Annotated in this window: 22 protein-coding genes; 11 read left to right on the top strand and 11 right to left on the bottom strand. The window is 68.4% G+C overall.

The window, feature by feature from the left end:
• Positions 1-78: 78 nt before the first annotated feature.
• From AC1PLR_RS06765 to prmB, 3 genes are read right to left on the bottom strand one after another with little or no spacing between them, the layout of a single operon-like run.
• Positions 79-1,116: a 2-hydroxyacid dehydrogenase gene (locus AC1PLR_RS06765; RefSeq protein ID WP_481103069.1), complete on the bottom strand. Its 1,038-nt coding sequence runs from the start codon at positions 1,114-1,116 to the stop codon at positions 79-81.
• On the bottom strand, positions 1,109-2,212 hold the full coding sequence (gene aroC, locus AC1PLR_RS06760) for a chorismate synthase (RefSeq protein ID WP_267102992.1): 1,104 nt from the start codon (positions 2,210-2,212) through the stop codon (positions 1,109-1,111). The genes AC1PLR_RS06765 and aroC overlap by 8 nt, the downstream gene beginning before the upstream one ends.
• 10 nt (positions 2,213-2,222) lie before the next feature.
• Entirely contained in the window at positions 2,223-3,149 is a 927-nt protein-coding gene (gene prmB, locus AC1PLR_RS06755; protein WP_481103068.1) for a 50S ribosomal protein L3 N(5)-glutamine methyltransferase, read from the bottom strand.
• Positions 3,150-3,228: 79 nt separating this feature from the next.
• Between prmB and AC1PLR_RS06750 the strand changes: the two genes are divergently transcribed.
• Both AC1PLR_RS06750 and asd read left to right on the top strand, forming a co-directional pair.
• The gene (locus tag AC1PLR_RS06750; protein ID WP_481103067.1) at positions 3,229-3,879 is read left to right on the top strand and encodes an SCO family protein; all 651 of its coding nucleotides are present in this window, start codon (positions 3,229-3,231) and stop codon (positions 3,877-3,879) included.
• Positions 3,876-4,721 carry an archaetidylserine decarboxylase gene (gene asd / locus AC1PLR_RS06745; RefSeq protein ID WP_481103066.1) on the top strand — a complete coding sequence of 282 codons (846 nt, stop codon included), beginning with the start codon at positions 3,876-3,878 and terminating at the stop codon, positions 4,719-4,721. The genes AC1PLR_RS06750 and asd overlap by 4 nt, the downstream gene beginning before the upstream one ends.
• Positions 4,722-5,146: 425 nt before the next feature.
• Here asd and AC1PLR_RS06740 read toward each other — a convergent pair whose 3' ends face one another.
• Positions 5,147-6,745 carry a transglycosylase SLT domain-containing protein gene (locus AC1PLR_RS06740; RefSeq protein WP_481103065.1) on the bottom strand — a complete coding sequence of 533 codons (1,599 nt, stop codon included), beginning with the start codon at positions 6,743-6,745 and terminating at the stop codon, positions 5,147-5,149.
• Positions 6,746-7,078: 333 nt separating this feature from the next.
• Between AC1PLR_RS06740 and AC1PLR_RS06735 the strand changes: the two genes are divergently transcribed.
• Both AC1PLR_RS06735 and AC1PLR_RS06730 read left to right on the top strand, forming a co-directional pair.
• Positions 7,079-8,584: a helicase HerA-like domain-containing protein gene (locus tag AC1PLR_RS06735; protein ID WP_481103064.1), complete on the top strand. Its 1,506-nt coding sequence runs from the start codon at positions 7,079-7,081 to the stop codon at positions 8,582-8,584.
• A 58-nt stretch (positions 8,585-8,642) separates the two neighbouring features.
• Positions 8,643-9,095 carry a GFA family protein gene (locus tag AC1PLR_RS06730; RefSeq protein WP_481103063.1) on the top strand — a complete coding sequence of 151 codons (453 nt, stop codon included), beginning with the start codon at positions 8,643-8,645 and terminating at the stop codon, positions 9,093-9,095.
• A 129-nt stretch (positions 9,096-9,224) separates the two neighbouring features.
• On the opposite strand, the gene AC1PLR_RS06725 is transcribed toward AC1PLR_RS06730, so the two are convergent.
• Positions 9,225-9,827: an NUDIX domain-containing protein gene (locus AC1PLR_RS06725; protein ID WP_481103062.1), complete on the bottom strand. Its 603-nt coding sequence runs from the start codon at positions 9,825-9,827 to the stop codon at positions 9,225-9,227.
• A 255-nt stretch (positions 9,828-10,082) separates the two neighbouring features.
• Between AC1PLR_RS06725 and AC1PLR_RS06720 the strand changes: the two genes are divergently transcribed.
• The gene (locus AC1PLR_RS06720) at positions 10,083-11,363 is read left to right on the top strand and encodes a hypothetical protein (protein ID WP_481103061.1); all 1,281 of its coding nucleotides are present in this window, start codon (positions 10,083-10,085) and stop codon (positions 11,361-11,363) included.
• Positions 11,364-11,425: 62 nt separating this feature from the next.
• Here the strand turns inward: AC1PLR_RS06720 and AC1PLR_RS06715 are convergent, their stop codons facing one another.
• Positions 11,426-12,865 carry a rhomboid family intramembrane serine protease gene (locus tag AC1PLR_RS06715; RefSeq protein ID WP_481103060.1) on the bottom strand — a complete coding sequence of 480 codons (1,440 nt, stop codon included), beginning with the start codon at positions 12,863-12,865 and terminating at the stop codon, positions 11,426-11,428.
• Positions 12,866-12,973: 108 nt separating this feature from the next.
• On the opposite strand from AC1PLR_RS06715, the gene greB reads away from it, so the two are divergent.
• A complete protein-coding gene (gene greB / locus AC1PLR_RS06710; RefSeq protein ID WP_017909114.1) occupies positions 12,974-13,480 on the top strand; it encodes a transcription elongation factor GreB in 507 nt (168 codons plus the stop codon).
• 42 nt (positions 13,481-13,522) lie between these two features.
• On the opposite strand, the gene rimO is transcribed toward greB, so the two are convergent.
• A complete protein-coding gene (gene rimO / locus AC1PLR_RS06705; protein ID WP_481103059.1) occupies positions 13,523-14,911 on the bottom strand; it encodes a 30S ribosomal protein S12 methylthiotransferase RimO in 1,389 nt (462 codons plus the stop codon).
• A gap of 155 nt (positions 14,912-15,066) precedes the next feature.
• Between rimO and AC1PLR_RS06700 the strand changes: the two genes are divergently transcribed.
• Genes AC1PLR_RS06700 through AC1PLR_RS06690 form a run of 3 tightly spaced genes read left to right on the top strand, consistent with a single transcriptional unit; the run spans position 15,067 to position 16,341 of the window.
• On the top strand, positions 15,067-15,729 hold the full coding sequence (locus AC1PLR_RS06700; RefSeq protein WP_010340513.1) for a dienelactone hydrolase family protein: 663 nt from the start codon (positions 15,067-15,069) through the stop codon (positions 15,727-15,729).
• A gap of 8 nt (positions 15,730-15,737) precedes the next feature.
• Complete coding sequence (locus AC1PLR_RS06695; RefSeq protein ID WP_209231405.1) at positions 15,738-16,145, top strand: HIT domain-containing protein; 408 nt, start codon at positions 15,738-15,740, stop codon at positions 16,143-16,145.
• A 28-nt stretch (positions 16,146-16,173) separates the two neighbouring features.
• Positions 16,174-16,341 (top strand): LiaI-LiaF-like domain-containing protein, encoded by a 168-nt coding sequence (locus AC1PLR_RS06690; RefSeq protein ID WP_003467495.1) that lies wholly within the window; start codon positions 16,174-16,176, stop codon positions 16,339-16,341.
• A 78-nt stretch (positions 16,342-16,419) separates the two neighbouring features.
• Here the strand turns inward: AC1PLR_RS06690 and AC1PLR_RS06685 are convergent, their stop codons facing one another.
• The 3 genes from AC1PLR_RS06685 to apbC form a co-directional block, all read right to left on the bottom strand.
• A complete protein-coding gene (locus AC1PLR_RS06685; protein ID WP_481103058.1) occupies positions 16,420-16,947 on the bottom strand; it encodes an RDD family protein in 528 nt (175 codons plus the stop codon).
• A gap of 39 nt (positions 16,948-16,986) precedes the next feature.
• A complete protein-coding gene (dcd, locus tag AC1PLR_RS06680) occupies positions 16,987-17,559 on the bottom strand; it encodes a dCTP deaminase (RefSeq protein WP_010340509.1) in 573 nt (190 codons plus the stop codon).
• 130 nt (positions 17,560-17,689) lie between these two features.
• Positions 17,690-18,541 carry an iron-sulfur cluster carrier protein ApbC gene (apbC, locus tag AC1PLR_RS06675; RefSeq protein WP_481103057.1) on the bottom strand — a complete coding sequence of 284 codons (852 nt, stop codon included), beginning with the start codon at positions 18,539-18,541 and terminating at the stop codon, positions 17,690-17,692.
• Between the two features lie 388 nt (positions 18,542-18,929).
• On the opposite strand from apbC, the gene AC1PLR_RS06670 reads away from it, so the two are divergent.
• Complete coding sequence (locus AC1PLR_RS06670) at positions 18,930-20,966, top strand: alpha/beta hydrolase family protein (protein WP_481103056.1); 2,037 nt, start codon at positions 18,930-18,932, stop codon at positions 20,964-20,966.
• 640 nt (positions 20,967-21,606) lie between these two features.
• Positions 21,607-24,498, top strand: a complete 2,892-nt coding sequence (locus AC1PLR_RS06665) for a TonB-dependent receptor plug domain-containing protein (protein ID WP_481103055.1) — start codon at positions 21,607-21,609, stop codon at positions 24,496-24,498.
• 182 nt (positions 24,499-24,680) lie between these two features.
• On the opposite strand, the gene AC1PLR_RS06660 is transcribed toward AC1PLR_RS06665, so the two are convergent.
• Positions 24,681-26,273: a phytoene desaturase family protein gene (locus tag AC1PLR_RS06660; protein ID WP_481103054.1), complete on the bottom strand. Its 1,593-nt coding sequence runs from the start codon at positions 26,271-26,273 to the stop codon at positions 24,681-24,683.
• Positions 26,274-26,441 lie beyond the last annotated feature (168 nt).

Genomic DNA, 26,441 nt, shown 5'->3' with positions numbered 1-26,441 from the left:
AGAAGGGGAGGAACAGCCGCACTGCCACGTGGATTCGGGGAACCTGCCGTGCGCGTCGCGCGCGGCGCCGCAGGCTCCCTATCGTTTTTTGTCCGCCATCGCCCGCGCGCCGCCGCCGGCCGCGGCGATCGCGTCCAGGTTCAGCGCATTGGGCGGGCGTCCGGCGTCGGCGCCGACGCCCAGCGCGGCGAGCAGGTTGTCCACCGCCAGCGACACCATTGCACGGCGCGTGGCCACGCTGGCGCTGCCGATGTGCGGGGTCAGCACCACGTTGCGCAGCGCCAGCAGCTCCGGACGGATCGCCGGCTCGCCTTCGAACACGTCCAGTCCGGCCGCGGCCAGGCGCCCGTTGGCCAACGCGTCGGCCAGCGCGACTTCATCGACCAGGCCGCCGCGGGCGATGTTCACCAGCGTCGCGGTCGGCCGCATCTTGGCCAGTGCGGCGGCGTCGACGATGTGGTGCGACTGCGCGCTGTATGGCAGCACCAGCAGCAGGTGGTCGGCGCGTGCCAGCAACGCGTCAAAGCCCACGTACTCGGCGCGATGCGCGTGCTCCACCTCGGCCGGCAGACGGCTGCGGTTGTGGTACAGCACGCGCATCGAAAAGCCGGCAGCGCGGCGCGCGATGGCCTGGCCGATGCGGCCCATGCCGAGGATGCCGAGGGTGCTGCCGTGGACGTCGGCGCCGAGCATGGTCTGGAACGACCACTGCTGCCACTGCCCCGCACGCAGCCAGCGCTCGGCCTCGCCGACGCGCCGCGCGGCCGCCATCAGCAGGGCGAAGCCGAGATCGGCGGTGGTCTCGGTGAGTACGTCGGGGGTGTTGGTGGCGACGATGCCGGCCGCGCTGAGCGCGTCCAGGTCCAGATTGTTGTAGCCGACGCCCACGTTGGCGATGGCGCGCAACCGCGGCGCGCCGGCGATCTCGGCGGCGCCGATGCGTTCGTTGAGAGTGACCAGGGCGCCGTCCAGCGGCGCCAGTGCCGCGGCCAGGTCCTGCGGCGAATACCTGGTCACGTCCGCGGTGGTGGTCAGCGCGCAATGCGCGCCGAGCCGTGCGACGACGTCGTCGAACAGCGGCTGGCTGACCCACACCCGCGGCCGCGACTCAGCCATCGCCACCGCCGGGGATGCGCGGGGTCACCGTGCCGACGTCGCCGCATTGCGCGCGGTGGCGCAGCGCCTGGTCCATCAGCACCAGCGCCATCATCGCCTCGGCGATCGGGGTGGCGCGGATGCCGACGCAGGGATCGTGGCGGCCGGTGGTGATCACGTCCACCGCCTGCCCATCCACGTCCACCGTGGCGCCGGGCAGGCGCAGGCTGGAGGTGGGCTTGAACGCCACCGAGACGACGATGGGCTGGCCGGTGGCGATGCCGCCGAGCACGCCGCCGGCGTGGTTGGACTGGAAGCCGTCCGGCGCGATCAGGTCGCGGTGCTCGGTGCCCTTCTGGGTCACCGCGGCGAAGCCGTCGCCGATCTCCACGCCCTTGACCGCGTTGATGCTCATCATCGCCGCGGCCAGTTCGCCGTCGAGCTTGCCGTAGATCGGCTCGCCCCAGCCCGCCGGCACGCCGTCGGCGACCACGGTCACGCGCGCGCCGATCGAATCGCCGGACTTGCGCAGCGCATCCATGTACGCCTCCAGCTCCGGCACCTGCGGTGCATGCGGCCAGAAGAACGCGTTGTCCTCCACCGCGTCCCAGGCGAAGCCCTGCGGCAGCAGCGGCCCGAGCTGCGACAGGTAGCCGCGCACGCGCACGCCGTAGCGCTGCGCCAGCCACTTCTTGGCGATGACGCCGGCGGCCACGCGCATGGTGGTCTCGCGCGCCGACGAACGCCCGCCGCCGCGCGGATCGCGGATGCCGTACTTCTGCCAGTAGCTGTAGTCGGCATGGCCCGGACGGAACTGCCGGGCGATGTCGGTGTAGTCCTTGCTGCGCTGGTCGGTGTTGCGGATCAGCAGGCCGATCGGAGTGCCGGTGGTGCGGCCTTCGTAGACCCCGGACAGGATCTCGATAGCGTCGGCCTCGCGCCGCGCCGAGGTGTGCCGGCTCTTGCCGGTGGCGCGGCGCTGCAGGTCGTGGGCGAATTCGCTGGCGTCCAGTTCCAGCCCCGGGGGGCAGCCATCGACCACGCAGCCGATCGCCGGCCCGTGCGATTCGCCGAAGGTGGTGACGGTCAGCAGCTTGCCGAAACTGTTCGCGCTCATATCGCTTGCGTCACCGGTCCGCGGCCAGCGCGGCGATGCGCGCGTGGTGCGCGAGCAGTTCGCTGCGCTCCACCGCGAAGATGCCCATCTGCCCGACCTTGAACTCGACCCAGGCGAAATCCACTTCCGGCAGCAGCTGCGCCAGCGCGCGCTCGGACTCGCCGACCTCGCAGATCAGCAGGCCGTCCTCGCTCAGGTGCGCCGGCGCGTCGCGCAGGATCTTCAGCGCCAGGTCCAGCCCGTCGTCGCCCGCGCGCAGGCCCAGCTCCGGCTCGTGCGCGTATTCCGGCGGCAGCGCGTCGGTCTCGGCATGGGTGACGTAGGGCGGATTGGTCACGATCAGCTCGTAGCGCCGTCCGCCCAGCCCGGCGAATAGGTCGGACTTGACCAGTTCGACGTTGTCGGCCAGCAGCCGCTCCTTGTTCTCGGCGGCCAGGCTCAGCGCGTCGTCGCTGATGTCGACCGCGTCCACCTGCCAGTTCGGGTTGTAGTGGGCCATGGCGATGGCGATGCAGCCCGAGCCGGTGCACAGGTCCAGCGCGCGCTCGACCGGGCGTCCGGCCAGCCACGGCTCGAAGCCGGCTTCGATCAGTTCGGCGATCGGCGAACGCGGCACCAGCGCGCGCGCATCGCTCTTGAAGCTGAGCCCGGCGAACCAGGCCTCGCCGGTGAGGTAGGCGGCGGGGATGCGCTCGGCGATGCGGCGCTCGAACAACGCCAGCACCTTCGCCTTCTCCGGCGTGGTGACCCGCGCGCTGCCGTAGGCCGGGCCGAGGTCGTGCGGCAGGTGCAGCGCATGCAGCACCAGTTGCGTGGCCTCGTCCAGGGCGTTGTCGTAGCTGTGGCCGAAGCTCAGCCCGGCGGCGTTGAAACGGCTGGTGCCGTAGCGGATCAGGTCGATGATCGTGTGGAGTTCGGCGGCCGCGTCGGCAGTCATGGCAACAGGCAAGGCAATTCGGCCCCCGATTATAGAGGCCCGGCCGCTATGATGAGCGTTCGTTGCATGGGAAATCAGTATGTTCAACCGCACCTTCGGCATCGTCCTGGTGGTTGCCCTGGCCGCCGGCCTGGGGCTGCTGCTGGCCCAGAAGTACTTCGGCGGCAGGGCCGCCCCGGCCTGGCCGGAGACCCGCACGGTGCGCATGTACCCGCAGCCGCGGCCCCTGCCCGACTTCCATCTGCGCCAGACCGACGGCACGCCGCTGGTGCCGGGTGAACTCAAGGGCCACTGGACCCTGGTGTTCCTGGGCTTCACCGCCTGCCCGGACGTGTGCCCGACCACCCTGGCCGACCTGGCGCGCGCGCAGAAGCAATGGGAGACGCTGCCGGACACGCTGCGCCCGCGCGTGCTGTTCGTCTCGGTCGACCCGCAGCGCGACACCCTGCCGCGGCTGGGCGAGTACGCCCACGCCTTCCACAAGGACACCATCGCCGCCACCGCCGACGTGCCCGAACTGGAGCGCTTCGCCACCGCGCTGGGCTTTGTGTTCCAGAAGGTGCCGGGCAAGCACTACGCCGAGAACCCCAACGACTACAGCATGGACCACTCCGCCGCGATCGCGGTGCTCGACCCGCAGGGCCGCCAGGCCGGGCTGATCCGCCCGCCGTTCGATGCCGCGGCGATCGCCGCCGACCTGCAGGCCCTGACCAAGGCCACCGCCCCATGAGCCTGACCACCCGCCTGACCTACGTGCTGCCGCACCGGCTGCTGTCCTCGCTGGCGCGACGCCTGGCCTATTCGTCGCGGCCGGGGCTCAAGCAGTGGCTGATCGACACGGTGGTGCGCCGCTTCGGCGTGGACCTGAGCGAGGCCGCGCAGCCGGATGCGACCGCCTACCCGACCTTCAATGCCTTCTTCACCCGTGCGCTGAAGCCGGGCGCGCGCGTCGCCGATCCCGATTCGCAGGCGCTGCTGATGCCGGCCGACGGCCGCATCAGCCAGCTCGGCCGGATCGAGGACGGACGCATCTTCCAGGCCAAGGGCCAGTCGTTCACCGCCGCCGAACTGCTCGGCGACGACGCGGCCGCGGTGCCGTTCGCCAATGGTCTGTATGCCACCGTGTACCTGTCGCCGCGCGACTACCACCGCGTGCACATGCCCTGGACCGGCACCCTGCGCGAAACCGTGCACGTGCCGGGCCGGCTGTTCAGCGTCGGCACCGACGCGGTGCGCAACGTGCCGCGCCTGTTCGCGCGCAACGAGCGCCTGGTCTGCCATTTCGACACCGACTTCGGCCCGATGGTCTCGGTAATGGTCGGCGCGCTGCTGGTGTCCGGCGTGGAAACCGTGTGGAGCGGCGTGGAGATCCCACGCTACGCCGATCGCATCACCCGCAAGGACTGGCGCGGCAAGGGCATCACCCTGCAGCGGTTCGAGGAGATGGCGCGCTTCAACTACGGCTCGACCGTGATCGTGCTGCTGCCGCCCGGCGTGGCCGCGTTCGATCCGGCGCTGAAGGCGGAATCGCCGGTGCGGCTGGGGCAGGCGCTGGCGCGGCTGGTGCGCTGAGGTGAGAGAGGGCCGCGCTGCGGCCCTTTGTGCGAAGGCACCTTTGTGGGAGGGACTTCAGTCCCGACGCATGGACGCTGGACGGACCGCCTACCTGCAATGGATGACGGCAAGCCACACGCCCGAGACTGCGAATGGCCCGACCCTCATCCGGCGCTACGCGCCACCTTCCCCCGAAAAGGAGGCCATGGTCCCGAGGGGAGAAGGGATTGGTCAGCGCTTGGCCCTGACAGCCAGTACTGCGGCGACCACTACTGTGGGAGGGACTTCAGTCCCAACGCATTGGCGGTGGACGGGCCACCTACCTGCAATGGATGACGGTAAAGCCACCCGCCTAAGACTGCGAGTGGCCCCAGCCTCATCCGGCGCTACGCGCCACCCTCCCCCGAAAAGGGGGCCATGGTCCCGGCGGGAGAAGGAACAGCCTACTTCTCGCAGCCCGCCAGCTTCAACGACTGCCCCGGCTTCAGCGCATAACCCGGTGCACGCAAGCCATTCGCCTTGGCCAGCTCCTTCAGATCGCAGTCGTGGCGGTCGGAAATCCGGCCCAGGGTGTCGCCCTTGGCCACGCGGTAGTTGCGCACCTGCTTCTGCTTGGGCTTGGCCGGCGCGGGTCGGCCGGTGGCCACCGTGGTCGGCACGCCGGCGACCGGACTGACGTCGCCCACCGCCACGTTGCCGGTGAGGTCGGCCGCCGGCGCCGGGCTGCCGCTGCGCACCGCGGCGGTGACGTCGGCGGTGATCAGCGCGCGCGCCAGGTCGGCGCGCGGGCCGCTGACGCAGTAGCGGTTGTACAGACCGACGATCTTGGTGGTGGCGTTGATGGTCACCCCGGCCGGGATCCAGCCGTCCGGCTCGTAGCGCGGGTTGAGGTTACGCAGCGCGCGCATGTAGCCGTCGCGGGTGCCGTCGCTGCCCAGGCAGATGGTCAGTTCGTAGATGGTGGTGGACTTGGCCAGGCGCAGCGTGGCCGGCTGCGCATTGATCTTGGGGAAGGCCACGCCGTACTGCTGCGGGTGCAGGAAGATCCACGCCGCGGCGATCACCATCGGCACGTAGTCCTTGGTCTCGGCCGGGAACTGGTTGTACACCGAGGCGTCCCAGAAGCTGCGCCCGGGCATCTGGTTGAACACGCGCGCGGCGCGGCCTTCGCCGCCGTTGTAGCCGGCCAGGGCCAGCTCGACGCTGCGGTTGAGCTCGGCCATGCGTTCGTTGATGTAGACCGCACTCGCCTCGGCGGCGCTGCGCGCGTCGTAACGGGTATCGAAGCCGGTGCCGTCCGGGCCCAGGCCGAAGCGGCGCCCGGTGGCCGGCATGAACTGCATCAGCCCGGCGGCGCCGACCCGCGAATTGGCGTGCACGCGGCCGTTGGATTCCTTGGCGATGATGCCGAACAGCAGCGCTTCCGGCAGGCCGCGCTTCTCCCATTCCGGCCACATGACCGCGCGCAGGTTCTGGTAGTTCTCGTAGCTGCTCATCAGCGCCGGGCGCATGTCGGTGAGCCAGCGGCGGATGCCGGCCTGCACCGCCGGGTTGTACTCCACCATCGAATCGAAGGCGTGGCGCTTGTCGTTGAGCAGGCGCGCCGCGCGCGCCGCTTCCGGCACGTCGGCGGCGAGCGGGCTGATGTGGTCGGGGTCGGCCTGCAGCGGCGCCGAATCGTCGTCGGCGGCATCGGTGTCGCTGGCCTGGCCCTGCGCATCGGCCTTGGCCTTGAGCAGGCGCTTGTACGCCCCCAGGTAGGTGCCGACCTCGCAGCCGCGCTGCTTGATGCAGGCCTGGATCACGTCCTCGATGTCCTCCAGCGCGGCGTCGCTTTCCTGGGTGCCCTTGGGGTCGCTGTTGCCGACCAGCACCATGGCGTCGTTGTAGCGCTTCTCGGCGGCGGCCAGGCGCTGGTCGAGGACGGCGATGGCGGCCTGGTCGCGGGCGGACACGCGGGCATGGGCGGCAGGAGCGGTGCAGGTCAGCGCCACGGCAGCCGCGACGGGCCACGCGTGGGTGAAGCGGAACGGAAGGGGCATGGTGGGACGCGGCGACGGAAAGGCCGCAGGGTAGCCCCCGCCGTCACATTGCGGCAAGGTCGCCGCGGCCGCGACCCGGCCCGCGGCGGGCCGACGTTCATGGCCGGCGGGCATCCCGCGCTGCAGCACGGGCATCGCGTGCGAACCCGGGCAACGCTGTTTGCGGCGGCACGCGCCGGCGCTGCCGCCGCGAACGGCCGGACACGGCAAAGGCCGCTTTTCGCGGCGCTGCCGGCCTCTGTACGGCGGCGCGGGCGCGCCCAGGACAACGCGCACGCGTTCGGCCATCCCGAGGACGCTCTAGAATCCAGCCATCTCATTGCGGACCCCGATATGGACCCGATCCTGCTAGGCAAAGGCGTGACCGACGACATCGCGGTGCTGCTGCAACCGCGCCTGGGCAACCGCCACGGCCTGGTCGCCGGCGCCACCGGCACCGGCAAGACCGTGACCCTGATGACCCTGGCCGAAGGCTTCTCGCGGATCGGCGTGCCGGTGTTCCTGGCCGACGTGAAGGGCGACGTGGCCGGCCTGGCGATGCCCGGCGACGGCAGCGAGAAGGTGCTGCAGCGCGCCAGGGACATCGGCGTGACCGACTACGCGCCGGCCGCCAACCCGGTGGTGTTCTGGGATCTGTACGGCCAGCTCGGCCACCCGGTGCGCACCACCGTCAGCGAGATGGGCCCCACCCTGCTGGCGCGCGTGCTGGAACTGAACGACACCCAGGCCGGCGTGCTCGACATCGTGTTCAAGCTGGCCGACGACCGCGGCCTGCTGCTGCTCGACCTGGACGACCTGCGCGCGCTGCTGGCGCTGGTGGTGGAAGAGCGCAAGGACATCTCCACCGAATACGGTCTGGTCAGCGCGCAGTCGGTGGCGGCGATCCAGCGCGCGCTGCTGCGCCTGGCCCAGGACGGCGGCGAAGGTTTCTTCGGCGAGCCGGCACTGGACCTGGCCGAACTGATGCGGGTCGACCACGACGGCCGCGGCGTGATCGGCATCCTCGCCGCCGCGCAACTGGTGCTCAAGCCGCGGCTGTACTCGACCTTCCTGCTGTGGCTGCTGTCGGAACTGTTCGAGCGGCTGCCGGAAGTGGGCGACCTGGACAAGCCCAAGCTGGTGTTCGTGTTCGACGAGGCGCACCTGCTGTTCGACGACGCGCCGCCGGCGCTGGTGCAGCGCATCGAGCAGGTGGTGCGGCTGATCCGCTCCAAGGGCGTGGGCGTGTATTTCTGCTCGCAGTTCCCGGACGACGTGCCCGACAGCATCCTCGGCCAGCTCGGCAACCGCGTGCAGCACGCGCTGCGCGCCTACACGCCGCGCGACCAGAAGGCGGTGCGCACCGCGGCCGAGACCTTCGTGGCCAATCCCAAGCTGGACGTGGCCAAGGCCATTTCCCAACTCGGCACCGGCGAGGCGCTGGTGTCCACGCTGCAGGACAAGGGCGTGCCGGCGCCGGTGCAGCAGACGCTGATCGCGCCGCCGCGTTGCCGCATGGGCGCCATTTCCGACGCCGAGCGCGCGCAGGTGCGCGCCGGCAGCCCGGTCGGCACGCGCTACGACACCCCGGTCAACCGCGAATCGGCGGCGGAACTGCTGGCGCGCCGCGTCGAGCAGAGCGCCGACCGCAGCGCCGCGCCGCCGGCACGCACCCGCGAACAGGACGAGGCGCAGGACAGCGGCTTCGGCCAGGCGGTCAAGGACGCGGTGTTCGGCACCAAGCGCCGCCAGGGCATGCTGGAGGCGATGGCCAAGCAGACCTCGCGCACCATCGGCAACCGCATCGGCCAGCAGATCGTGCGCGGCATCTTCGGCAGCATCTTCGGCGGCAAGCGCTGAGCGCAGCCGACGCCAAAGGAAGCTCCAGCATGGACAGGAACGCGATGAGCGCCTTGCAATGATGTCGCGGGCAGACAAGCCGACAACGCTCCAGGGAAGCTGCCACTGCGGCGGCCTGACCGTCGTGTTCTCGACGGATCAAGCGGCCGGGGACATCCATCCGCGCGCCTGCGACTGCAGCTTCTGCCAGAAGCATGGTGCGGCATACGTTTCCGATCCCGCCGGCACACTGCGACTGACGGCCACGCATGCCGAGGCCGTGCATCGCTATCGCCAGGGCGCAGAGGCCGCCCAGTTCCAGCTGTGCCGCCAGTGCGGGGTGCTGGTCGCGGTCACGTTCGAGCACCAGGGGCGGCTTTACGGTGCCGTCAATGCCGGCTGTCTGAACAAGACGCCGGCGTTGGGGGCCGCAGTGCCGGTGTCCCCGCAATGGCTGGACGCCGAAGCAAAAATGTCCCGATGGCGGCAGGCGTGGGTGCCGGACGTGCAATGGGTCATCGCTGACACCTGAGCATGCCTGGCGCACACCGTCGCCACCAGCGATCGACAGGCCCAGCGCTCAGAACGCCGGATGCGCGGTTAGGCGCGGCCTTCGATCCTGGCGATGCCACGTGCAGAGATAAAAACCGATAAAGCTACGCTAGGCCAGCAGCCCGTGCAGCTTGGCGTACTGCAACAGCATGATGGTCTTGGCGTCGGCGATCTCGCCGCTGTCGATCATCGCCAGCGCGGCATCGAGCCTCAGCTCCAGCACCTCGATCTCCTCGCCCTCGGCAGCAATGCCGCCGCCGGCGCCGACCTTGTCGCGGTCGACGTACTCGCCCACGAAGAAGTACAGCCGCTCGGTCACCGAGCCCGGGCTCATGAACGCCTCGAATACCTTGCGTACGTTCTCGATCCGGTAGCCGGTCTCCTCCTCGGTCTCCTTGCGGATGCAGGTCTCCGCATCGTGGCGATCGAGCAGCCCCGCGCAGGCCTCGATCAGCATGCCGTCGGGGTTGCCGTTGAGCAGGGTCGGCAAGCGGAACTGGCGGGTCAGCATCACCGTGCCCTTGGCGCGGCTGTACAGCAGGATGGTCGCGCCATTGCCGCGGTCGTAGGCCTCGCGGGTGAGGGCCTGCCAACTGCCGTCGTGGCGCTGGAAATCGAAGCTGACCTTGCGCAGCACGTACCAGTTGTCCGACAGCACTTCGATGTTGGTGACGCGCACGCGCGGGTTGGCGGAAACGAAGGAAGAATCCAAGCGAAGCTCCAAGGGGGAATGGGGGAATGCGCAGCGCGTGTGCAGGACCATCGGCATGGCATTGCGCTGTCCACGCTCGGGCGCAGTGTAGCGAGCCGGCGCACGGCGACGGCGGCGTGGAACGCGCGTTGCGCAGTCGACCACACAACGGCGGCGTGGCAATCCACGACCCCCACCGCAGGCCGCCCGGCGGCCCCGATTGCGCGCGCCGCGGCCGACCCGCACAATCGTCACACTTCGTAGACAGGGGGCGTCATGGAAGACCGTCGTCGCGCGGGCGCACGCCGCGCACATCGCAACACACCCGAGCCGTTCTGGGCGCGCACCCGCGCCATTGCGCTGTATCCGTTGCACGGCGGCGCACTGTACGCGCTGGTCGCGCTGACCCTGTGCAGCCTGCTGGGCCTGCTGCCGGGCATCGGCTGGATCCTGAGCATCGTCACCAGCCTGGCGATCTACAAGTACGCCTTCGAGATCCTGCGGCACACCGCCGACGGCTACCTGGACGCGCCGGAACGCGGCTTCGACATCGGCGACGGCGTGGTCGTGCGGCTGTTTGCGCTGATGATCGTGCTCGGCGTGGCGGTGTTCGCGGCGCTGCTGCTGACCGGGCCGGTCGGCGGCCTGCTGATGCTGCTGGCGGTGGTGCTGCTGCAGCCCGGCTTCCTGATTTCCCTGGCGATGGACGGCAGCCTGCGCCGTGCGCTGAACCCGGCGGTGTCGATCGGCCTGGCGCTGCGCATCGGCTGGCCTTACCTGGCCGCGTTCGGCCTGCTGTTCGTGATCCAGGCCAGTGCGCTGGGCGCCGCCGCCTGGCTGCAGCGCGCCCTGCCGCCGCTGGTCGCCGACCTGGCGGTCACCGTGGTGACGATCTGGGGCCTGTTCGCGGCCTTCCACCTGATGGGCTATCTGGTCTACCAGTATCACGCGGTGCTGGGCTACGAACCGGCCGCCGACGCGGCAGGTGCGTTCGCCCGCCATGACCCGGACCAGCGCGTGCTCGACGAGGCCGAGCAATTGGTGCGCGACGGCCACACCGACGACGCCTTGCAGGTGCTGCGCAGCGAAGTGCGCAGCCGCGCGGTGAGCCTGGGCGTGCACGAGCTGTACCAGCGCCTGCTGCGCGGCAGTGCGCGCCAGGAAGAACGCCGCGAGCATACCCGCCAGTACATCCACCGGCTGCTGCAGGAAAAGCAGGAACGCCGGGCGCTGGCGCTGCAGCGCGAGGCGCTGGATGCCGATCCCGACTTCGCGCCGCTGCTGCCGGAACAGGCCACGCTGCTGGCCGAACGCGCGCAACTGGCCGGGCAGTTCCGGCTCGCCGCCGACGGCCTGCAGGCCGCACTGCGTGCCTGGCCGAAAGCGCCGGAACGTAGCGTCTGGTCGCTGCAGGCTGCCCTGCTGCTGGCCGAACGCTTCGGCGAGGACGCGCAGGCCCGCCACCTGCTGGAGGACGCCCTGACCCGCTGCGACGACGAGGTGCAACGCGGCAAGCTGCAGGCGGCGTTGCGCGCGGTGACGATCGCGCCGGTCTAGCGTGGGTCGTGCGCGGCGCGGGGGCACGCTGACGCGCCCCGCTTCCGCGCCCGGCAGCGCCCTCACGCGTTGGCGAGCAGGAACCGCGCCTTGTCCGCCTGCGGCAGGTCTGGATAACGCGCGACCAGCGCCTGCAGCACGCGCCGCCACTCCGCCGTGGCCTGGCGTTCGCCATGGCCCAGCGCCAGCCGGAACCAGGCCTGCGCCTGCTGCTCGCGTGGCGAGACCGCATCCTGCGCCAGCAATGCCTCCACCTCGGCCAGCATCCCCAGCGCCATCCAGCGCGCGAACACCGCCGCACGCGTCGACGCATCCAGATCACCGGCCGCGGCAAGCACTGCCGCCTGCTGCTGCGCCTCCTGCACGGACGGCGCCGCCAGGCGCAGCACGTCCAACGCGCGCAGCCGCGCCGTCGCGACCTGGCCGGCGTTGGCGGCCAGGCGATAGCGCGCCAGCGCCACATCGAAGCGCTGCGGCGCTTCGGCAGCCAGCGCGTCCAGCAGCGCGCCGGCCTGGAGGTGTTCCATCCGCCCCAGATGCGCCTGCGCGCGGTCCCAGCGGTCGTCGGCCGGCATCCCGTCATCGTCGCGCAGAAACGCCTCGCGCGTCTGCCCGGTGGCCACCAGCACCGCGCCGAGCAGTGCGCCGACCACCAGCCCGCCGGCATGCGCGTCGAAGCCGATGCCGGCATCGCCGTTGCACAGCAGGTTGTACAGCTCCCAGCCCAGCCACAGCGGCAGCAGCACGATGGCCGGCGCCCGCACATAGTCGAACAGCACCGCCACCCAGTAGAAGAAGCGCACCGGACGCCGCCCCCACACCACGCAGAATGCGCCCATCAAGGCGGCGATGGCGCCGGACGCGCCGAGACCGGCGCCGGGATCGCCCCAGCGCCACCACAGGCTGGCCGCGCTGGCGCCGAACGCACCGAGCAGGTACACCGCCAGGAACCGCCAGCCGCCGATCGCGCCTTCCAGCAGCGTGCCCAGCGCCAGCAGGAACAGCATGTTGCCGATCAGGTGCATGGCGTCGGCGTGCAGGAACGCCGCGCCGAGCATGCGCGCCGGCGCCCATTCGGAGCTGCGCTGCACGTGGCGCAGGGTGAACACGCGCTGCAGCAGCGCGTCGTAGTGCGCGCGCAGCGGCGCCCAGGCCTGCCGGGCATCGGCGTCCGCGAAGACGCTGCCATCGCGCATGGCCTGCACGAACCGCACGTCATGCAGGGTGACGTCCCCGACGAAGGCGGCCCGCTCTGCCGCTGGCATCTGCTGCAGTTGCGCGAGCGGCGCGCGCCGACCGCTGCGTTCCAGGTAGCGCGCATAGGCCGGCGCTTCCAGCGCGCCGAGTCCGGAGTCCGTGTAGTAGCGCTGCGCCTGCCGCAACGACGCCGCGTCCTGGCGCTGCCAGCCGACGTAGACCGCGACATTGAGCAGGATCAGCAGCAGCGTGACCAGCGGGAGGTTGTCCCGCGACAGCGGCTTGTGCAGCGGCAGGATCAACATCGAACGACGTCCACGTGCGGGGCAGCGGCAGCTTCGGCCATCGCCCGCGGGTGCGCAAGCCGCAGGCACGCGCTAGCATCGCCACCCCGCTCCACCGCAGTCGCACCGATGAGCCGCTGGCGTCCCCCTGCCGAGAAAAGCACCGCCCTGATTACCCCGGAAGGCCATGCCCGGCTCAAGGCCGAGCTGGAGGAGCTGTGGCGGGTGCGCCGCCCCGAGGTGGTCAAGGCGCTGGCCGCGGCCGCGGCCGAGGGCGACCGCTCGGAGAACGCCGAGTACACCTACCGCAAGAAGCAACTGGGCGAGATCGACCGCCGCGTGCGCTACCTGAGCAAGCGCCTGGAAGCGCTGCGCGTGGTCGCCGAGGCGCCGTCCGACCCGCAGGCGGTGTTCTTCGGCGCGCACATCGAGCTGGAGGATGCCGACAGCGGCGAACTGCGCCGCTATCGCATCGTCGGCCCGGACGAGACCGACGCGGCGCGCGGCTGGATCAGCATCGATTCGCCGCTGGCGCGGGCGCTGCTGAAGAAGCGCATCGACGACGAAGTGGAAGCGCAGCTGCCCGGTGGCCGCCACAGCTTCGTGGTGGTGGCGGTGGACTACGCCACGCCGTGAGCGCGCGGCGCCAGGGCGCCACGCGTGCCGCCGTCTACGGCCTCAGAGCACCCGCAGATCCAGCGGCGTTGCCGACGACGCCTGCGCCGGCAACGCATCGCCGAACAGGTCGTGCTCGTCGCTGTCACCGATCGCCACCTGCACCAGATCGCCCGGCTTCAGCCCGAGTTCGCCGCCGTTCTGGATATGCACCAGGCCATCGATCTCCGGCGCATCGGCCTTGGAGCGCGCCACCGCGATGCCGTCCTCCAGGAAGTCCACCAGGCACTCCTGCACGCTGCCGATCTTGGCTTCCAGCCGCAATGTAGAAATCGCCGCCTGCCGTTCCATGAAGCGCGCCAGTCGCTCCTGCTTGAGTGCTTCCGGCACCGGATCCGGCAGCGCATTGGCGCTGGCGCCTTCCACCGGCGAATAGGCGAACGCACCAACGCGGTCCAGCTGCGCGGCGTCCAGGAACTCCAGCAACTGCTCGAACTCGGCGTCGGTCTCGCCGGGGAAGCCGACGATGAAGGTCGAACGCAGGGTGATCTCCGGGCACAGCGCACGCCAGCGCTGCACGCGCTCCAGGGTGCGCTCCACCGCGCCGGGCCGCTTCATCAGCTTGAGGATGCGCGGGCTGGCGTGCTGGAACGGGATGTCCAGGTACGGCAGCAGCTTGCCCTCGGCCATCAGCGGGATCACGTCGTCCACGTGCGGGTACGGATACACGTAGTGCAGGCGCGCCCACGCGCCCAGTTCCGACAGACCCTCGCACAGCGCCTTCATCCGCGTCTGGTAGCTGCGGCCGCGCCACTCGCGCTCGGCGTACTTCAGGTCCACGCCATAGGCCGAGGTGTCCTGCGACACCACCAGCAATTCGCGCACCCCACCCTTGACCAGGCGTTCGGCCTCGCGCAGCACCTCGTCGACCGGGCGCGACACCAGGTCGCCGCGCATCGACGGAATGATGCAGAAGCTGCAGCGGTGATTGCAGCCTTCGGAGATCTTCAGGTAGGCGTAATGCCGCGGCGTCAGCTTGACCCCGATGTCGTCCTCGCTGCCGCGCGCGCGCGGCAACAGGTCCACGAACGGATCGTGGCGCGGCGGCAGCGCCGCATGCACCGCTTCCATCACGCTCTGGTAGTCCTGCGGGCCGGACACCGCCAGCACGTCCGGATAGGCCGCGCGGATCTGCTCCGAGCGCTTGCCCAGGCAGCCGGTGACGATGACCTTGCCGTTCTCGGCCATGGCCTCGCCGATCGCCTCCATCGACTCGGCCACCGCCGAATCGATGAAACCGCAGGTATTGACCACCACCACGTCGGCCGCGTCGTAGCTGGGCACGATCGCATAGCCCTCCACGCGCAGCTGGGTGAGGATGCGTTCGGAATCGACAAGGGCCTTCGGGCAGCCGAGGCTGACGAAGCCGACTTTGGGGGTCGCGAGAGACATTGGGGCCGGGGTCCGGGGGCCTGGGAGAAAAACAGCGCGCGAAGTATACCGGGCCGGGGCCGCCGGCGCGGCCCGGCCGGTGTGCGCCCGCTCACCCCGGCTTAGCCTGGGCCATGGATAATCCGCCGCTTCCCCCACGCCACAGGAATGCCGCTATGGGCCACTGGACCACGCTCGATACCGCTCACGGCCAGGTCTCCGCCTGGCATGCCCTGCCCGAGGGCACGCCGCGCGGCGGCCTGGTCGTCATCCAGGAAATCTTCGGGGTGACCGACTACATCCGCGAGGTCGCCGACCGCTACGCCGCCCACGGCTACGAGGTGCTGGCGCCGGCGCTGTTCGATCCGGTCGAGAAGGACGCGCAGCTGGCCTACGACCAGGACGGCGTGCGCAAGGGCCTGGAGCTGGTCGGCGCGCTGGGCTTCGACCGCGCCCTGGACATCGTGCAGGCGGCCGCGCAGGCGCTGGCGCCGGCCGGTAAGGTCGGCACCCTCGGCTACTGCTGGGGCGGCAGCGTCGCGCTGCTGTCGGCGCTGCGTCTGGGCCTGCCGTCGGTGAGCTACTACGGTGGCCGCAACACCCAGTTCCTGGACGAGACGCCGAAGGCGCCGGTGCTGTTCCACTTCGGCGCGCAGGACGGCAGCATCCCGGCCGAGTCGATCCAGCAGCACCGCGAGAAGCTGCCGCAGATGCAGACCTTCGTGTATCCGGCCGGGCACGGCTTCGACCGCCACGTGGACCCGAACCACTACGACGCCGACAGCGCCGAACTCGCCCGCGAACGCAGCCTGGCGTTCCTCGCCGAGCACGTGGGCTGAGCCGCGGCATGGCCGACTTCGTCCTCGACCCGCGGCTGCAGGCCGACAGCGCGTTCGTCGCCGACGGGCCGCTCTCGCAGGTGCGACTGATGGACGACGCGCGCTTCCCGTGGCTGCTGCTGGTGCCACGGGTGGCCGAGGCCAGCGAGTGGATCGACCTGGACGGCGGCCAGCAGCGCCTGCTGCTGGCCGAGATCAACCAGCTCTCGCAGCTGCTGCGGCAGGAGCCGGGCGTGCACAAGCTCAACATCGGCGCACTCGGCAACGTGGTGCGGCAACTGCACGTGCACGTGCTGGGGCGGCATCCGGGCGATGCCGCCTGGCCCGGCCCGGTGTGGGGCAGCGGCACCGCACAGCGGCTGCCGGCCGAGGAGTTGCAGGCACGTGTTGCGGCGTGGCGCCAGCGGCTACGATAGGCGCCCTTTTTACGGAAGCCGCGCCTCCATGAAATCCAATGTGATCGCCGCCATCGTGCTGATCGTGATCGGCCTGGTGTTCCTGGCCAACAACCTGGGCTGGACCAACCTGAGCCTGGGCCGGCTGATCGCCACCTGGTGGCCGGCGATCCTGGTCGCGGTCGGCGTCGGCATGCTGTTCGGCCGCGGCAAGTAGGTGGAGCCGGGATTGGGGATTCGGGAGTGGGGATTCGCCTGGGCGATCCCACCCCGCTACTGCGTGGGGACCGCTGGCTCAGCGGCGGACGTTGACCACGCGGGTGCCGGCGATCAGGTCGTGCAGGCAGCGCTTGTCCTGGCGGAAGATAAACAGCGTGTCCACCAGCGCGTAGATGCTGCCCACGATCGGCACCAGCGACAGCAGTTGGGTCGGCAGATACCGCAGCGCGATCAGGCGCCCGAACGGCGGCTGCCCGCCGTCCAGGTCGGCGATGCGGATCCACAGCAGCTTCTTGCCCCAGGTCTGGCCGCTCTTGGCCAGCGGGTAGCCCTGCACCAGCAGAAAGATCACGATACCCAGCACGCCGTAGCCGAACGTGGTCAGGAACGGCAGCTGCACGCCGCTGCGCGCGGCCTCCATGACCTTGCCGAAGTAGCCGGTCAGCGCCGCCACCGGCAGGAACGTCGCCAGCGAGATCACGCCGTCGATCAGCGCCGCACCGAGGCGCTCGCCACGGCCGGCGAGGACCTCGCCGCCGGCGGTGCCCGGCAGCGCCGGCGGCAATGCCGCGTCGGGGGCCTGATAGGGATTGGGGTCGTTCATTGCGCGCTCCTTGTGCTGTCGGAAGAAGGGGGTGGAGGATCAGGTCTTGGGCAGGGTCACGCCGGTCTGGCCCTGGTACTTGCCGCCGCGATCCTTGTAGCTGGTCTCGCAGACGTCGTCGGCATCGGACTGGAAGAACAACATCTGCGCCACGCCTTCGTTGGCGTAGATGCGCGCCGGCAACGGCGTGGTATTGCTGAACTCCAGGGTCACGTGGCCTTCCCACTCCGGCTCCAGCGGGGTCACGTTGACGATGATGCCGCAGCGCGCATAGGTGCTCTTGCCCAGGCACACCACCAGGGTGTCGCGCGGGATGCGGAAGAATTCCACCGTGCGCGCCAGCGCGAAACTGTTGGGCGGGATGATGCACTCGTCGGCCTCGATGTCGACGAAGCTCTTGGGGTCGAAGTGCTTGGGGTCGACGATGGTCGAGTTGATGTTGGTGAACACCTTGAACTCACGCGAACAACGCACGTCGTAACCGTAGCTGGAGGTGCCGTAGCTGACGATGCGCTGGCCGTCGACCTGCTTGACCTGGCCCGGCTCGTAGGGCGCGATCATGCCGTGCTGTTCGGACATGCGGCGGATCCAGCGGTCGCTCTTGATGCTCATGGGGGTTCCTGATGCCGGTGGCGGCGGCCGCAGCCTGCACGCCGGGAGCGCGGCCGACCGATGGGGCCGGCCGCAATGACCGGCGATTCTAGCCGGTCGCGGGGCGTTCGCGGCAGGCGCCGCGCGCCGCTCAGCGCAAGGCCGCGGAGATCGGGATGGCCGCGCGCGGGCGCTTGCGCAGTTCCTCGGTCAGGCGCTGCGCGGTGGCCAGGTAGGCCTGCGCCGCGGCCGACTCCGGCGCGGCGGCCACCACCGGGGTGCCGGCGTCGCCCTGCTCGCGGATCGCGATCGCCAGCGGCAGCGACCCCAGCAGCGGCACACCGTACTGCTGCGCCATGCGCTGGCCGCCGCCCTCGCCGAACAGGTGCTCGACATGGCCGCACTGGCTGCAGGTGTGCACCGCCATGTTCTCGACGATGCCCAGCACCGGCACCTCGACCTTCTCGAACATCTTCAGCGCCTTCTTCGCATCCAGCGTGGCGATGTCCTGCGGGGTGGTGACGATCACCGCGCCGGCCACCGGGATCTTCTGTGCCAGGGTCAGCTGGATGTCGCCGGTGCCGGGCGGCAGGTCGATCAGCAGGTAGTCCAGGTCGTCCCACAGGGTATCGGCGAACAGCTGGGTCAGCGCCGAGGTCGCCATCGGACCACGCCAGATCATCGGCGTGTCCTGGTCCACCAGCAGCCCGATCGACATCGCCTCGATGCCGAAGGCGCGCATCGGCTCGATGCTCTTGTCGTCCGGACTGTCCGGGCGCCCGCTCAGGCCGAGCATGGCCGGCACGCTGGGGCCGTAGACGTCGGCATCCAGCACGCCCACGCGCGCGCCCTGGCGCTGCAGGGCCAGCGCCAGGTTCACGGCGGTGGTGGACTTGCCCACCCCGCCCTTGCCGGAGCCGACGGCGATGACGTTGCGGATGCGCGGGTGAGGGGCGAGCTTGGGCTGGACGGCGTGGGCGGGGAGACGCGGGCGTTCGATCATCGGGAAACTCGTCAACGGAAATGGGCGAACATCCGCGCACTGCACTCGCATGTAAGCCAGGCAGATCGCGCGATGCCCGCGATTGGCACGACGACTATACAAGGACAGGGTCGGCAGCCGCCGACACCTGGGCAGCCAGCACCGCCTTCGCGCGGTGAGGCGACGCCTGCCGAAGCCGCGTCGATCAGCCGTCCAAGCGTGCTCCGTTTCTCCCTGCGCTCGAACGGCATACGAAGTCATCTCGAAGACGGCAGGACCAACGGCACTCTTTGGCGGCCAGGGACCGCTTGTAGAGTGCGCAGCTAACGCGTTCTGATATATTCACAAAATGTTCATATATGCGCAGTCGCGCAGACGTCTGGCTTGTTCATCACCTGGGGAATGTTGCATGACAAAAGTTAACTCGGCGCGGCATTGGAGCCTCGCCATGGGCGTCGCCACGTTGTTGGCCAGCACAGCGGCGCAGGCCATCCAGCCGATTCCGATCGAGGATCTGGCTCGGCTGCCCGCGCTTCAGTCGGTGACGATGAGCCCCGACGGCAAGCGCATCGTGGGCCTGATCCCATCGCCGCAGAATCCGGATGAAACCGCGCTGGCGACATGGGACACCTCGGCGCTGTCCAAGGGCCCCACCGTGGTCACGCCTTCCGGCGACAGGATGAAGTTCATTTCCGCTTACGCCTTGAAGGCCGACAAGATCCTGACCGTGGCACGACAGGAATGGACCGGACGCCTCGGCGGCTGCGGCGAAGGCAACTCCACGGGTTCCACCCGGACCTTCGTGTCCAAGACCTATCTGACAGGAGACGACCAGAAGGACTTCAAGGAAGCGTTTGCGGACAATGCGCGCAAGGTCGGCATCAGCGCCGATACACAGCTGTGCCTGGAGTTGAGCGGCACGGCGTCGCTCGTGGACATGCTGCCGCTGGACCCGGACCGCGTGGTCATCCAGCAACTGAGCGAGGTCAGCCTATCTTCCAGCTACTACCTCTACAATCTCAAAACCGGGCAGACCGAACTGCTGTTTCGTGGCGATTCGCGCGCGGTCCCGTCGCTGTTCGACCATCGCACCGGCAAGGTACTGGCGAAGCAGCAGATCGACGGAACCGGCGGCGACTACGAACAGCAGGTCCTGCTGCTCGATCCGAAATCGGGCCAGTTCTCGGTGCATGCGCCGCTGACAACCAAAATTTCCGCCCGCAACGTAGTAGACGTGCTGGGCATCGACGATGCGACCGGAAAGTACTACATCCTGACCGATCAGTTCTCCGACAAGGCGCAAGTGCGCCTCTACGATCCGCTACAGCGCAAATATGATCCCGATCCGGTCGTGGCCGACCAGAACTTCTCCATCGCAGGCCTGATCTTCGGCACGCAGTCGAGCAACTTCAATAAAGTCGTGGGTTTCACCGTGGATGGCCCGACGCGCGAGTCCATTTACGTGGATCCGACCTTGAAGTCGATTCAGGAAAGCCTGAAAAAAGCATTCCCCGGTCAGAGCATCGCCCTGGGCTCTTACACCGATGATCTCTCCAAGGTGTTTTTCACCGCGCAGAGCGCCGACCAGCCACCCAGCTATCACTTGCTGATCAACAAGCAGACCGTCACGTCCCTGGGAAGTTCCAGGCCCTGGATCGGCAAGAACGGCTTTTCCTTGCAAGAACGCTGGGTCAGCTACACCGCACGCGACGGGCGCAAGATTCCAGCCATCCTGGACCTTCCCGCAGGCTGGAAGCAGGGAGATCCAGCCGGTCCGGCAGTCATCAACCCGCATGGCGGCCCATGGGCCCGCGACTACATGGGATGGGACGTTTCCGGGTGGGTACCACTGCTTACGTCGCGCGGCTACGCCGTCCTTCGGCCCCAGTACCGGGGCACCCAAGGTCTTGGACGCGATCTCTGGGTGGCCGGAGACCGAGAATGGGGCCAGAAAATGTCGGATGACAACGACGATGGTGCGGCTTGGCTTGTCTCGCAAGGCTTTGCGTCCAAGGACCGGGTGGCGATCTTCGGCTATTCCTACGGCGGCTTCGCAGCGGCCGCGGCCACCGTCCGCAAGCCATCGCCATACCAGTGCGCCATCGCCGGTGCACCGGTCACCAACCTGGGGAAACTCAGCACCTCCTGGAGCGATAACCGCCTGCAACGCATCCTGCAAGGAAAGACGCTGAAGGGCATGGACCCGATGCAGAACACGGCCAATGCCACAATCCCCGTGCTGCTATTCGTAGGAGACCGCGATGTGCGCACTCCATCGTTCCATGCCAAGGACTTCTACGAGGCAGTCAAGGACATCGTCCCGGCCAAGTTCGCGCTGATCCCGGATCAGCCGCACAGCCTGCCCTGGTACCCACGCCAACAGAGACAGACCCTTGGCTTGATCCAGGACTTCCTGAAGAACGACTGCGGCCCTGGCGGCCTCTGAAACTCTGACGCCAGCCGCTCGAGAGACATCACGTCCTGAACGGCATCTTGCCCCCGGGCGCACGTATGTGCCCCGGGAGGCCAGCGATCCATCCCGCGACGCAAGCAAGCGCACATGGTCGAGCGCCGTCTGTACGCCATCGCACGGCATCCTTTGCGAATCTGCTGATGTGCGACGCCCCGAACCCTGATAGCGCTCCGTCCCCCTTTCTCTTCCGACCGCGGCGCGCCAAATGAGCGCAAGACGCATGGCAACGCGTGCGCGCCAGGCACGTGCAACGCCTTGACGCCATCGCCATATCAACTGCCGCAACAGGCTGCAATACGCAAAGATCGTAACAATAGGCAGCAACTTTCCCGAAGTTGACGGCACCGAACCGCCACAAACGCATCTCCATTGTGCCGCGCGGAAGAAGTGCCGAGCGTCGTGTCACCTCAAGTGAGCTCACCCCGAGCCGGCGAACCGAAAGCTGATCCCCATCGTCGGCTTTCCGGGTGATCACGACGGAAATGTAACAGCCGTATGTCGCAAATTTTCTTGTTCAGCGGATGTTGCATCGCTAGCGCCGCAGCAGTACATTCGCTTAACCAAGCCGTAACAACTGCTTCACTTCGTATTTAAATAGGGGAGTAAGGAAGGAATGTTCAGAACTTCGACCAACGGGCTGCGGCGGATGCCGCTGGCAATTGCCGTGATCGCAGCGTTGCAAGCCGCGCCCACCTTTGCGCAGGACAATCCGGCCAATGGTCAGGCTGGTGCCGACGACCAAGCCAAGGCCACCTCCAAAGAGGCGGCCAAGACCAAGGAACTCGATGCCGTTTCTGTGACCGGATCGCTGCTCAAGCGTCCGGAATATGAGACCGCCTCGCCGGTCCAAGTCATCTCGATCGACAAGAGCATCTCGGCCGGCAAGTTCGACGTGGCCGACTTTCTGCAGACCTCCGCCGCGGCGGCCAGCTCCACTCAGATCAACAACCAGTTCGGTGGGTTCGTCGTCGAAGGCGGAACCGGCGTACAGACAGTGTCGCTGCGCGGCCTGGGCGCCAACCGCACGCTGATCCTGCTGGATGGTCAACGCCCCGGCCCGGCCGGCACGCGCGGCCAGGTCGGTTCGTTCGATCTGAACGTCATCCCCAAGGTCATCCTGCAGCGCATCGAAATCGTCAAGGACGGCTCGTCGTCCATCTACGGCTCGGATGCTGTCGCCGGCGCGGTCAACCTGATCACCCGCAAGAGCATCGACAAGCCGATCATGGACTACACCATGAGCGTGCCGCAGCATGGCGGAGGCGAGCAGTTCTCGGCATCGTTCGCTGCCGGCAAGGATTTCAGCAACGGCAGCGTCATCGGCGCCGTGCAATGGGATCGACTCAATGCTCTGGAGTTCGGCGACCGCGACTTCCTGCGATGTGCCCAGGACCGGATCTGGGGCACCGACGGCAAGCGCATCGACCGCGAGGACCGCTCGATCATCGGCGGCACCAACCTTGGCGGATGTTCGTCGGGCAACCTCTACGCCAACACCATTATCAACTACTTCAATTCGGCCATCCGCTATGTCCCGTCGCCGGACGGCAGCACTGTGGGTCCGTTCGCTGGTTACCGACCGCGCCCCCGTCCTTCCAGAACCTACGCCAACTCGCCGCAGGCCTACTATGAGGACGTGTTGAACTTCCCGTTCTACAACACGACGCAGGCCATCAACCAGCGCGAGCGCATCAGCCTGTACGGCGCCAGCGATTTTGGGTTCGATAGCTTCAACTGGAAGACACAGTGGCTTTACAACCGTCGCGAGACTACCGCGCACAGCTACAGGCAGTTCTTCCCCGTCGTCGCCAACGAAACGGACGGCAACTTCTACCAGCCGATCATGCCGTACCGCGACGATCAGAAGATCACCGTCGATTACTTCTACGGCAGCACCAAGTTCGACGGGGCCTTCAAGGGAAGCGATAGCTGGAGCTGGGAGATCAACGCGAGCTACTCGCGTTCGGACGGCGAATACCGGCACAACGACATCCAGACCTCGCGCACGGGCGATCTGGCGTATGTCGACAGCGACGCACCGGTGAACTACTTCGATCCCGGCTTCCTCAGCGGCGAACGCATGCGTGAGCTGGAGAACGCCATCGGCGTCAACACCAAGGGCAATACCATCTACGATCAGGCCATCGTCAATGCCGTGGTCACCGGCAACCTGTTCGCGCTCCCCGCAGGTGATGTCGGCGCGGCGTTCGGTGTCGAGTATCGGCATACCAAGATCGACGACCAACCCGATGCGTTGACCACGTCGGGCGACATCTGGGGCTACAGTTCCGCGCAGGAGACCAAGGGCACGGACAATGTGCGCGAAGCCTTCGTGGAGTTCGACGTCCCGCTGCTCAAGAACAAGCCGGGCATCGAATCGCTCTCGGTCAACCTGTCCGGCCGCGCGTTCAAGTACAACTCCGTCGCCGATTCGGACGAAGTATGGAAGACCGGCCTGAACTGGCAGATCATTCCGTCCCTGCGCGTGCGCGGCAGCATCGGCACTTCGTATCGGGCGCCGGGACTGTACGAGCTGTACCTTGGCGATCAGACGGGTTACCAGTCGCAGACAACGATCGACCCGTGCATCCTGTGGGGTGAAAGCAACAACACCTTCATCCAGAAGAACTGTGCGGCTGCCGGCATCCCCTCTGACTACGCGGGCGGCGGCGGATCTGCGACCGTGTACGGCCGTGGCGGCCAGGGCACTCTGAAGCCGGAGACCTCCAAGGCCAAGACGCTTGGCATGGTATGGACGCCCGAGTTCGCCAACCTGAGCGTGGCGGTCGACTATTTCGACTACGACATCCGGGGCGAGATCTCGCAGCTCAACGAGTTCGACATCATCAATGGCTGCTATGGGTCGGCGGTGTATCCGAACGCGTTCTGCAATCAGTTCGTCCGTAACAGCCCGACCGATCCCGCCTCGCCGAACACCATCACCACCATCTACAACAAGTACATCAACATCAACCGCGAGCGTACCCGCGGCTACGACTTGCAGATGAATTACGACAACGACTTCTCCTTCGGCAAGCTGTCGCTGGAGGCACAGGTCACGTACACGATGGAAGACGTGCTGCAGTTGTTCGACAGCGCGGCGGAAAGCGGGCTCACCTCGAGCAACCAAGTCGGCTACATCGGCCGACCGAAGACCGTGGGCCTGATGTCCGCGGATCTGAAGCGCGGGGACTGGACCTTCAGCTACCAGGCCAGCTATGTCAGCAGCACTCGCAATCTCGATCTGGACCCCACCTTCACCTACCAGGGGTATCAAAACGCGACGCGCGACATCAAGGCTGGTTGGCAGGTCCTGCACAATGCGTCCGTTTCCTACGAACAAGGCGACTGGGGCATCATGGTCGGCGTGCGCAATCTGTTCGACAAGGCGCCGGACCTGATTTCCACCGGGGCCGGCACGCGTTACGGCAATACTCCGCTGTACGCGTCGCAGTACGATTGGTACGGCCGCACGTTGTTCGCCCGAGTGCAGTACAAGTTCTAAGCATTGCTGTTCGGTAGCGATCGGAGGGGCGGCCATTGGCCGCCCCTTTTTGTTTGGAATATTCGCGCGAGGATCATTGGCAGCTACGCACAACCAAGTCCCCGACCCGTACAGAGTGCGGATCGCGCACGCCACCTCCAAACACGCGCTTTTGCGGGCGCAAACCGCGCGCCTTCTACACCTCAGCCGCGCAACAGCGCCATCGCCGCATTGTGGCCGGGCGCGCCGGTCACGCCGCCGCCGGGGTGGGTGCCGGAGCCGCACAGGAACAGGCCCGGGATCGCACCGCGGTACGCGGCCTGGCCGAGCATGGGGCGTGCACTGAACAACTGGTTGAGGCTCAACGCGCCGTGGAAGATGTCGCCGCCGATCAACCCGAAGGTGCGCTCCAGGTCCAGCGGGCTCAGCACCTGCCGGCCCAGCACCGAGGCGGCGAATCCCGGCGCGTAGCGCTCGACGGTGGCGATCATCAGGTCGGCGACCTCGTCGCGGTGCGCGTCCCAGCTGCGCCCGTCCGGCAACTGCGGCGCCACGTGCTGACAGAACAGGCTGGCCACGTGCTGGCCCGGCGGCGCCAGGCTGTCGTCCAGGGTGCTGGGAATCAGCAGTTCGACGATCGGGTCGCGCGACCAGCCGTGCGTGCGCGCGTCGTGGTAGGCGCGGTCCATGTAGTCCAGGCTCGGCGCCAGCACGATGCCGGCGGTGAGATGGTCGCCCGGCCCCGGCAGCGCGCTGAAGCTGGGCAGGCGCGACAGCGCCACGTTCATGCGGAACGTGCCCGACCCGCAGCGCCAGTGCGTCATGCGCTCACGCGTGGCGGCCGGCACCTGCGCCGGATCGAGCAGGCGTTCGTACAGCAGCTTGGGGTTGACGTTGGCGACCACGTGCCGTGCCCGCAGCCGCTCGCCCTGCTCGGTGACCACGCCGACCGCGCGCCCGTCCTCGACCAGGATCTCGCGCACGCCGGCCTCGGTGCGGATCTGCGCGCCGGCGGCGGTCGCGGCGCGCGCCATCGCCTGGGTGATCGCGCCCATGCCGCCCAGCGCATGGCCCCAAGCGCCCTTGACCCCATTGCTCTCGCCGAACACGTGGTGCAGCAGCACGTAGGCCGATCCCGGCGTGTACGGGCTGGCGTAGTTGCCGACGATGCCGTCGAAGCCGAACAGCGCCTGCGCCGCATCGCTCTCGAACCAGCGTTGCAGGTACTCGGCGGCGGAGATGGTGAACAGGTCCAGCAGGTCCTGGCGCAGTTCCGCGTCCAGCGCATGCAGGCGGCGGCCGAGGCGGCCGGCGCGCAGCAGTTCGGGCAGCGCCTGCAGCCAGCCACCGTCGGTGACGTTGGGCGGCGGCTGCAGCGCCAGCGCGCGCAGCACGTCGGCGATGCCCTCCAGCCGCGCCTCGTAGGCCGGCAGGCGCGCAGCGTCGCGCGCGGAGAACTTGGCCAGTTCGGCCTGGGTGTGGCCGCCGCCGGTCAGCAGATAACGTCCATCCGGCAATGGCAGGAAGTTGTTGCGCCGGCGCGGCACGATGCGCAGGCCGTGGCCGGCCAGATCCAGGTCGGCGATCACCTTGGGCTGCAGCAGCGACACCGTGTAGGACGCCACCGAGTTGCGGAACCCGGGATGAAACTCCTCGGTCACCGCCGCGCCGCCGACCACGCCGCGCCGCTCCAGCACCGTCACCTTCCAGCCGGCCCGCGCCAGGTAGGCGGCGCAGACCAGGCCGTTGTGGCCGGCGCCCACGATCAGGGCATCGCATGGCGATTCACGGGTCATGGCCGCATGGTAAGCCAGCGCCGGCGGGCCTGCCGACCGGCAGGCGACGCGGCCGTCCCACGGCCCAACGCGCGCGGCCGCCCATGACCTTCGACACCCCTGAAACCTCCCGCGGCGGCGTAGAGTCTCGCCACGGCCCGGACGGGCCACCTTTTTATCCACGTCGGC

The organism is Xanthomonas sp. NCPPB 3570 (genome assembly GCF_056725115.1).
This window is presented reverse-complemented; position numbering and strand designations above follow the sequence as displayed.

Bases quoted from the DNA above. Each gene is read 5' to 3' on its own strand.
- AC1PLR_RS06765 (WP_481103069.1), bottom strand. From the start codon at position 1,116: ATGGCTGAGTCGCGGCCGCGGGTGTGGGTCAGCCAGCCGCTGTTCGAC.
- aroC (WP_267102992.1), bottom strand. From the start codon at position 2,212: ATGAGCGCGAACAGTTTCGGCAAGCTGCTGACCGTCACCACCTTCGGC.
- prmB (WP_481103068.1), bottom strand. From the start codon at position 3,149: ATGACTGCCGACGCGGCCGCCGAACTCCACACGATCATCGACCTGATC.
- AC1PLR_RS06750 (WP_481103067.1), top strand. From the start codon at position 3,229: ATGTTCAACCGCACCTTCGGCATCGTCCTGGTGGTTGCCCTGGCCGCC.
- asd (WP_481103066.1), top strand. From the start codon at position 3,876: ATGAGCCTGACCACCCGCCTGACCTACGTGCTGCCGCACCGGCTGCTG.
- AC1PLR_RS06740 (WP_481103065.1), bottom strand. From the start codon at position 6,745: ATGCCCCTTCCGTTCCGCTTCACCCACGCGTGGCCCGTCGCGGCTGCC.
- AC1PLR_RS06735 (WP_481103064.1), top strand. From the start codon at position 7,079: ATGGACCCGATCCTGCTAGGCAAAGGCGTGACCGACGACATCGCGGTG.
- AC1PLR_RS06730 (WP_481103063.1), top strand. From the start codon at position 8,643: ATGATGTCGCGGGCAGACAAGCCGACAACGCTCCAGGGAAGCTGCCAC.
- AC1PLR_RS06720 (WP_481103061.1), top strand. From the start codon at position 10,083: ATGGAAGACCGTCGTCGCGCGGGCGCACGCCGCGCACATCGCAACACA.
- AC1PLR_RS06715 (WP_481103060.1), bottom strand. From the start codon at position 12,865: ATGTTGATCCTGCCGCTGCACAAGCCGCTGTCGCGGGACAACCTCCCG.
- greB (WP_017909114.1), top strand. From the start codon at position 12,974: ATGAGCCGCTGGCGTCCCCCTGCCGAGAAAAGCACCGCCCTGATTACC.
- rimO (WP_481103059.1), bottom strand. From the start codon at position 14,911: ATGTCTCTCGCGACCCCCAAAGTCGGCTTCGTCAGCCTCGGCTGCCCG.
- AC1PLR_RS06700 (WP_010340513.1), top strand. From the start codon at position 15,067: ATGGGCCACTGGACCACGCTCGATACCGCTCACGGCCAGGTCTCCGCC.
- AC1PLR_RS06695 (WP_209231405.1), top strand. From the start codon at position 15,738: ATGGCCGACTTCGTCCTCGACCCGCGGCTGCAGGCCGACAGCGCGTTC.
- AC1PLR_RS06690 (WP_003467495.1), top strand. From the start codon at position 16,174: ATGAAATCCAATGTGATCGCCGCCATCGTGCTGATCGTGATCGGCCTG.
- AC1PLR_RS06685 (WP_481103058.1), bottom strand. From the start codon at position 16,947: ATGAACGACCCCAATCCCTATCAGGCCCCCGACGCGGCATTGCCGCCG.
- dcd (WP_010340509.1), bottom strand. From the start codon at position 17,559: ATGAGCATCAAGAGCGACCGCTGGATCCGCCGCATGTCCGAACAGCAC.
- apbC (WP_481103057.1), bottom strand. From the start codon at position 18,541: ATGATCGAACGCCCGCGTCTCCCCGCCCACGCCGTCCAGCCCAAGCTC.
- AC1PLR_RS06670 (WP_481103056.1), top strand. From the start codon at position 18,930: ATGACAAAAGTTAACTCGGCGCGGCATTGGAGCCTCGCCATGGGCGTC.
- AC1PLR_RS06665 (WP_481103055.1), top strand. From the start codon at position 21,607: ATGTTCAGAACTTCGACCAACGGGCTGCGGCGGATGCCGCTGGCAATT.
- AC1PLR_RS06660 (WP_481103054.1), bottom strand. From the start codon at position 26,273: ATGACCCGTGAATCGCCATGCGATGCCCTGATCGTGGGCGCCGGCCAC.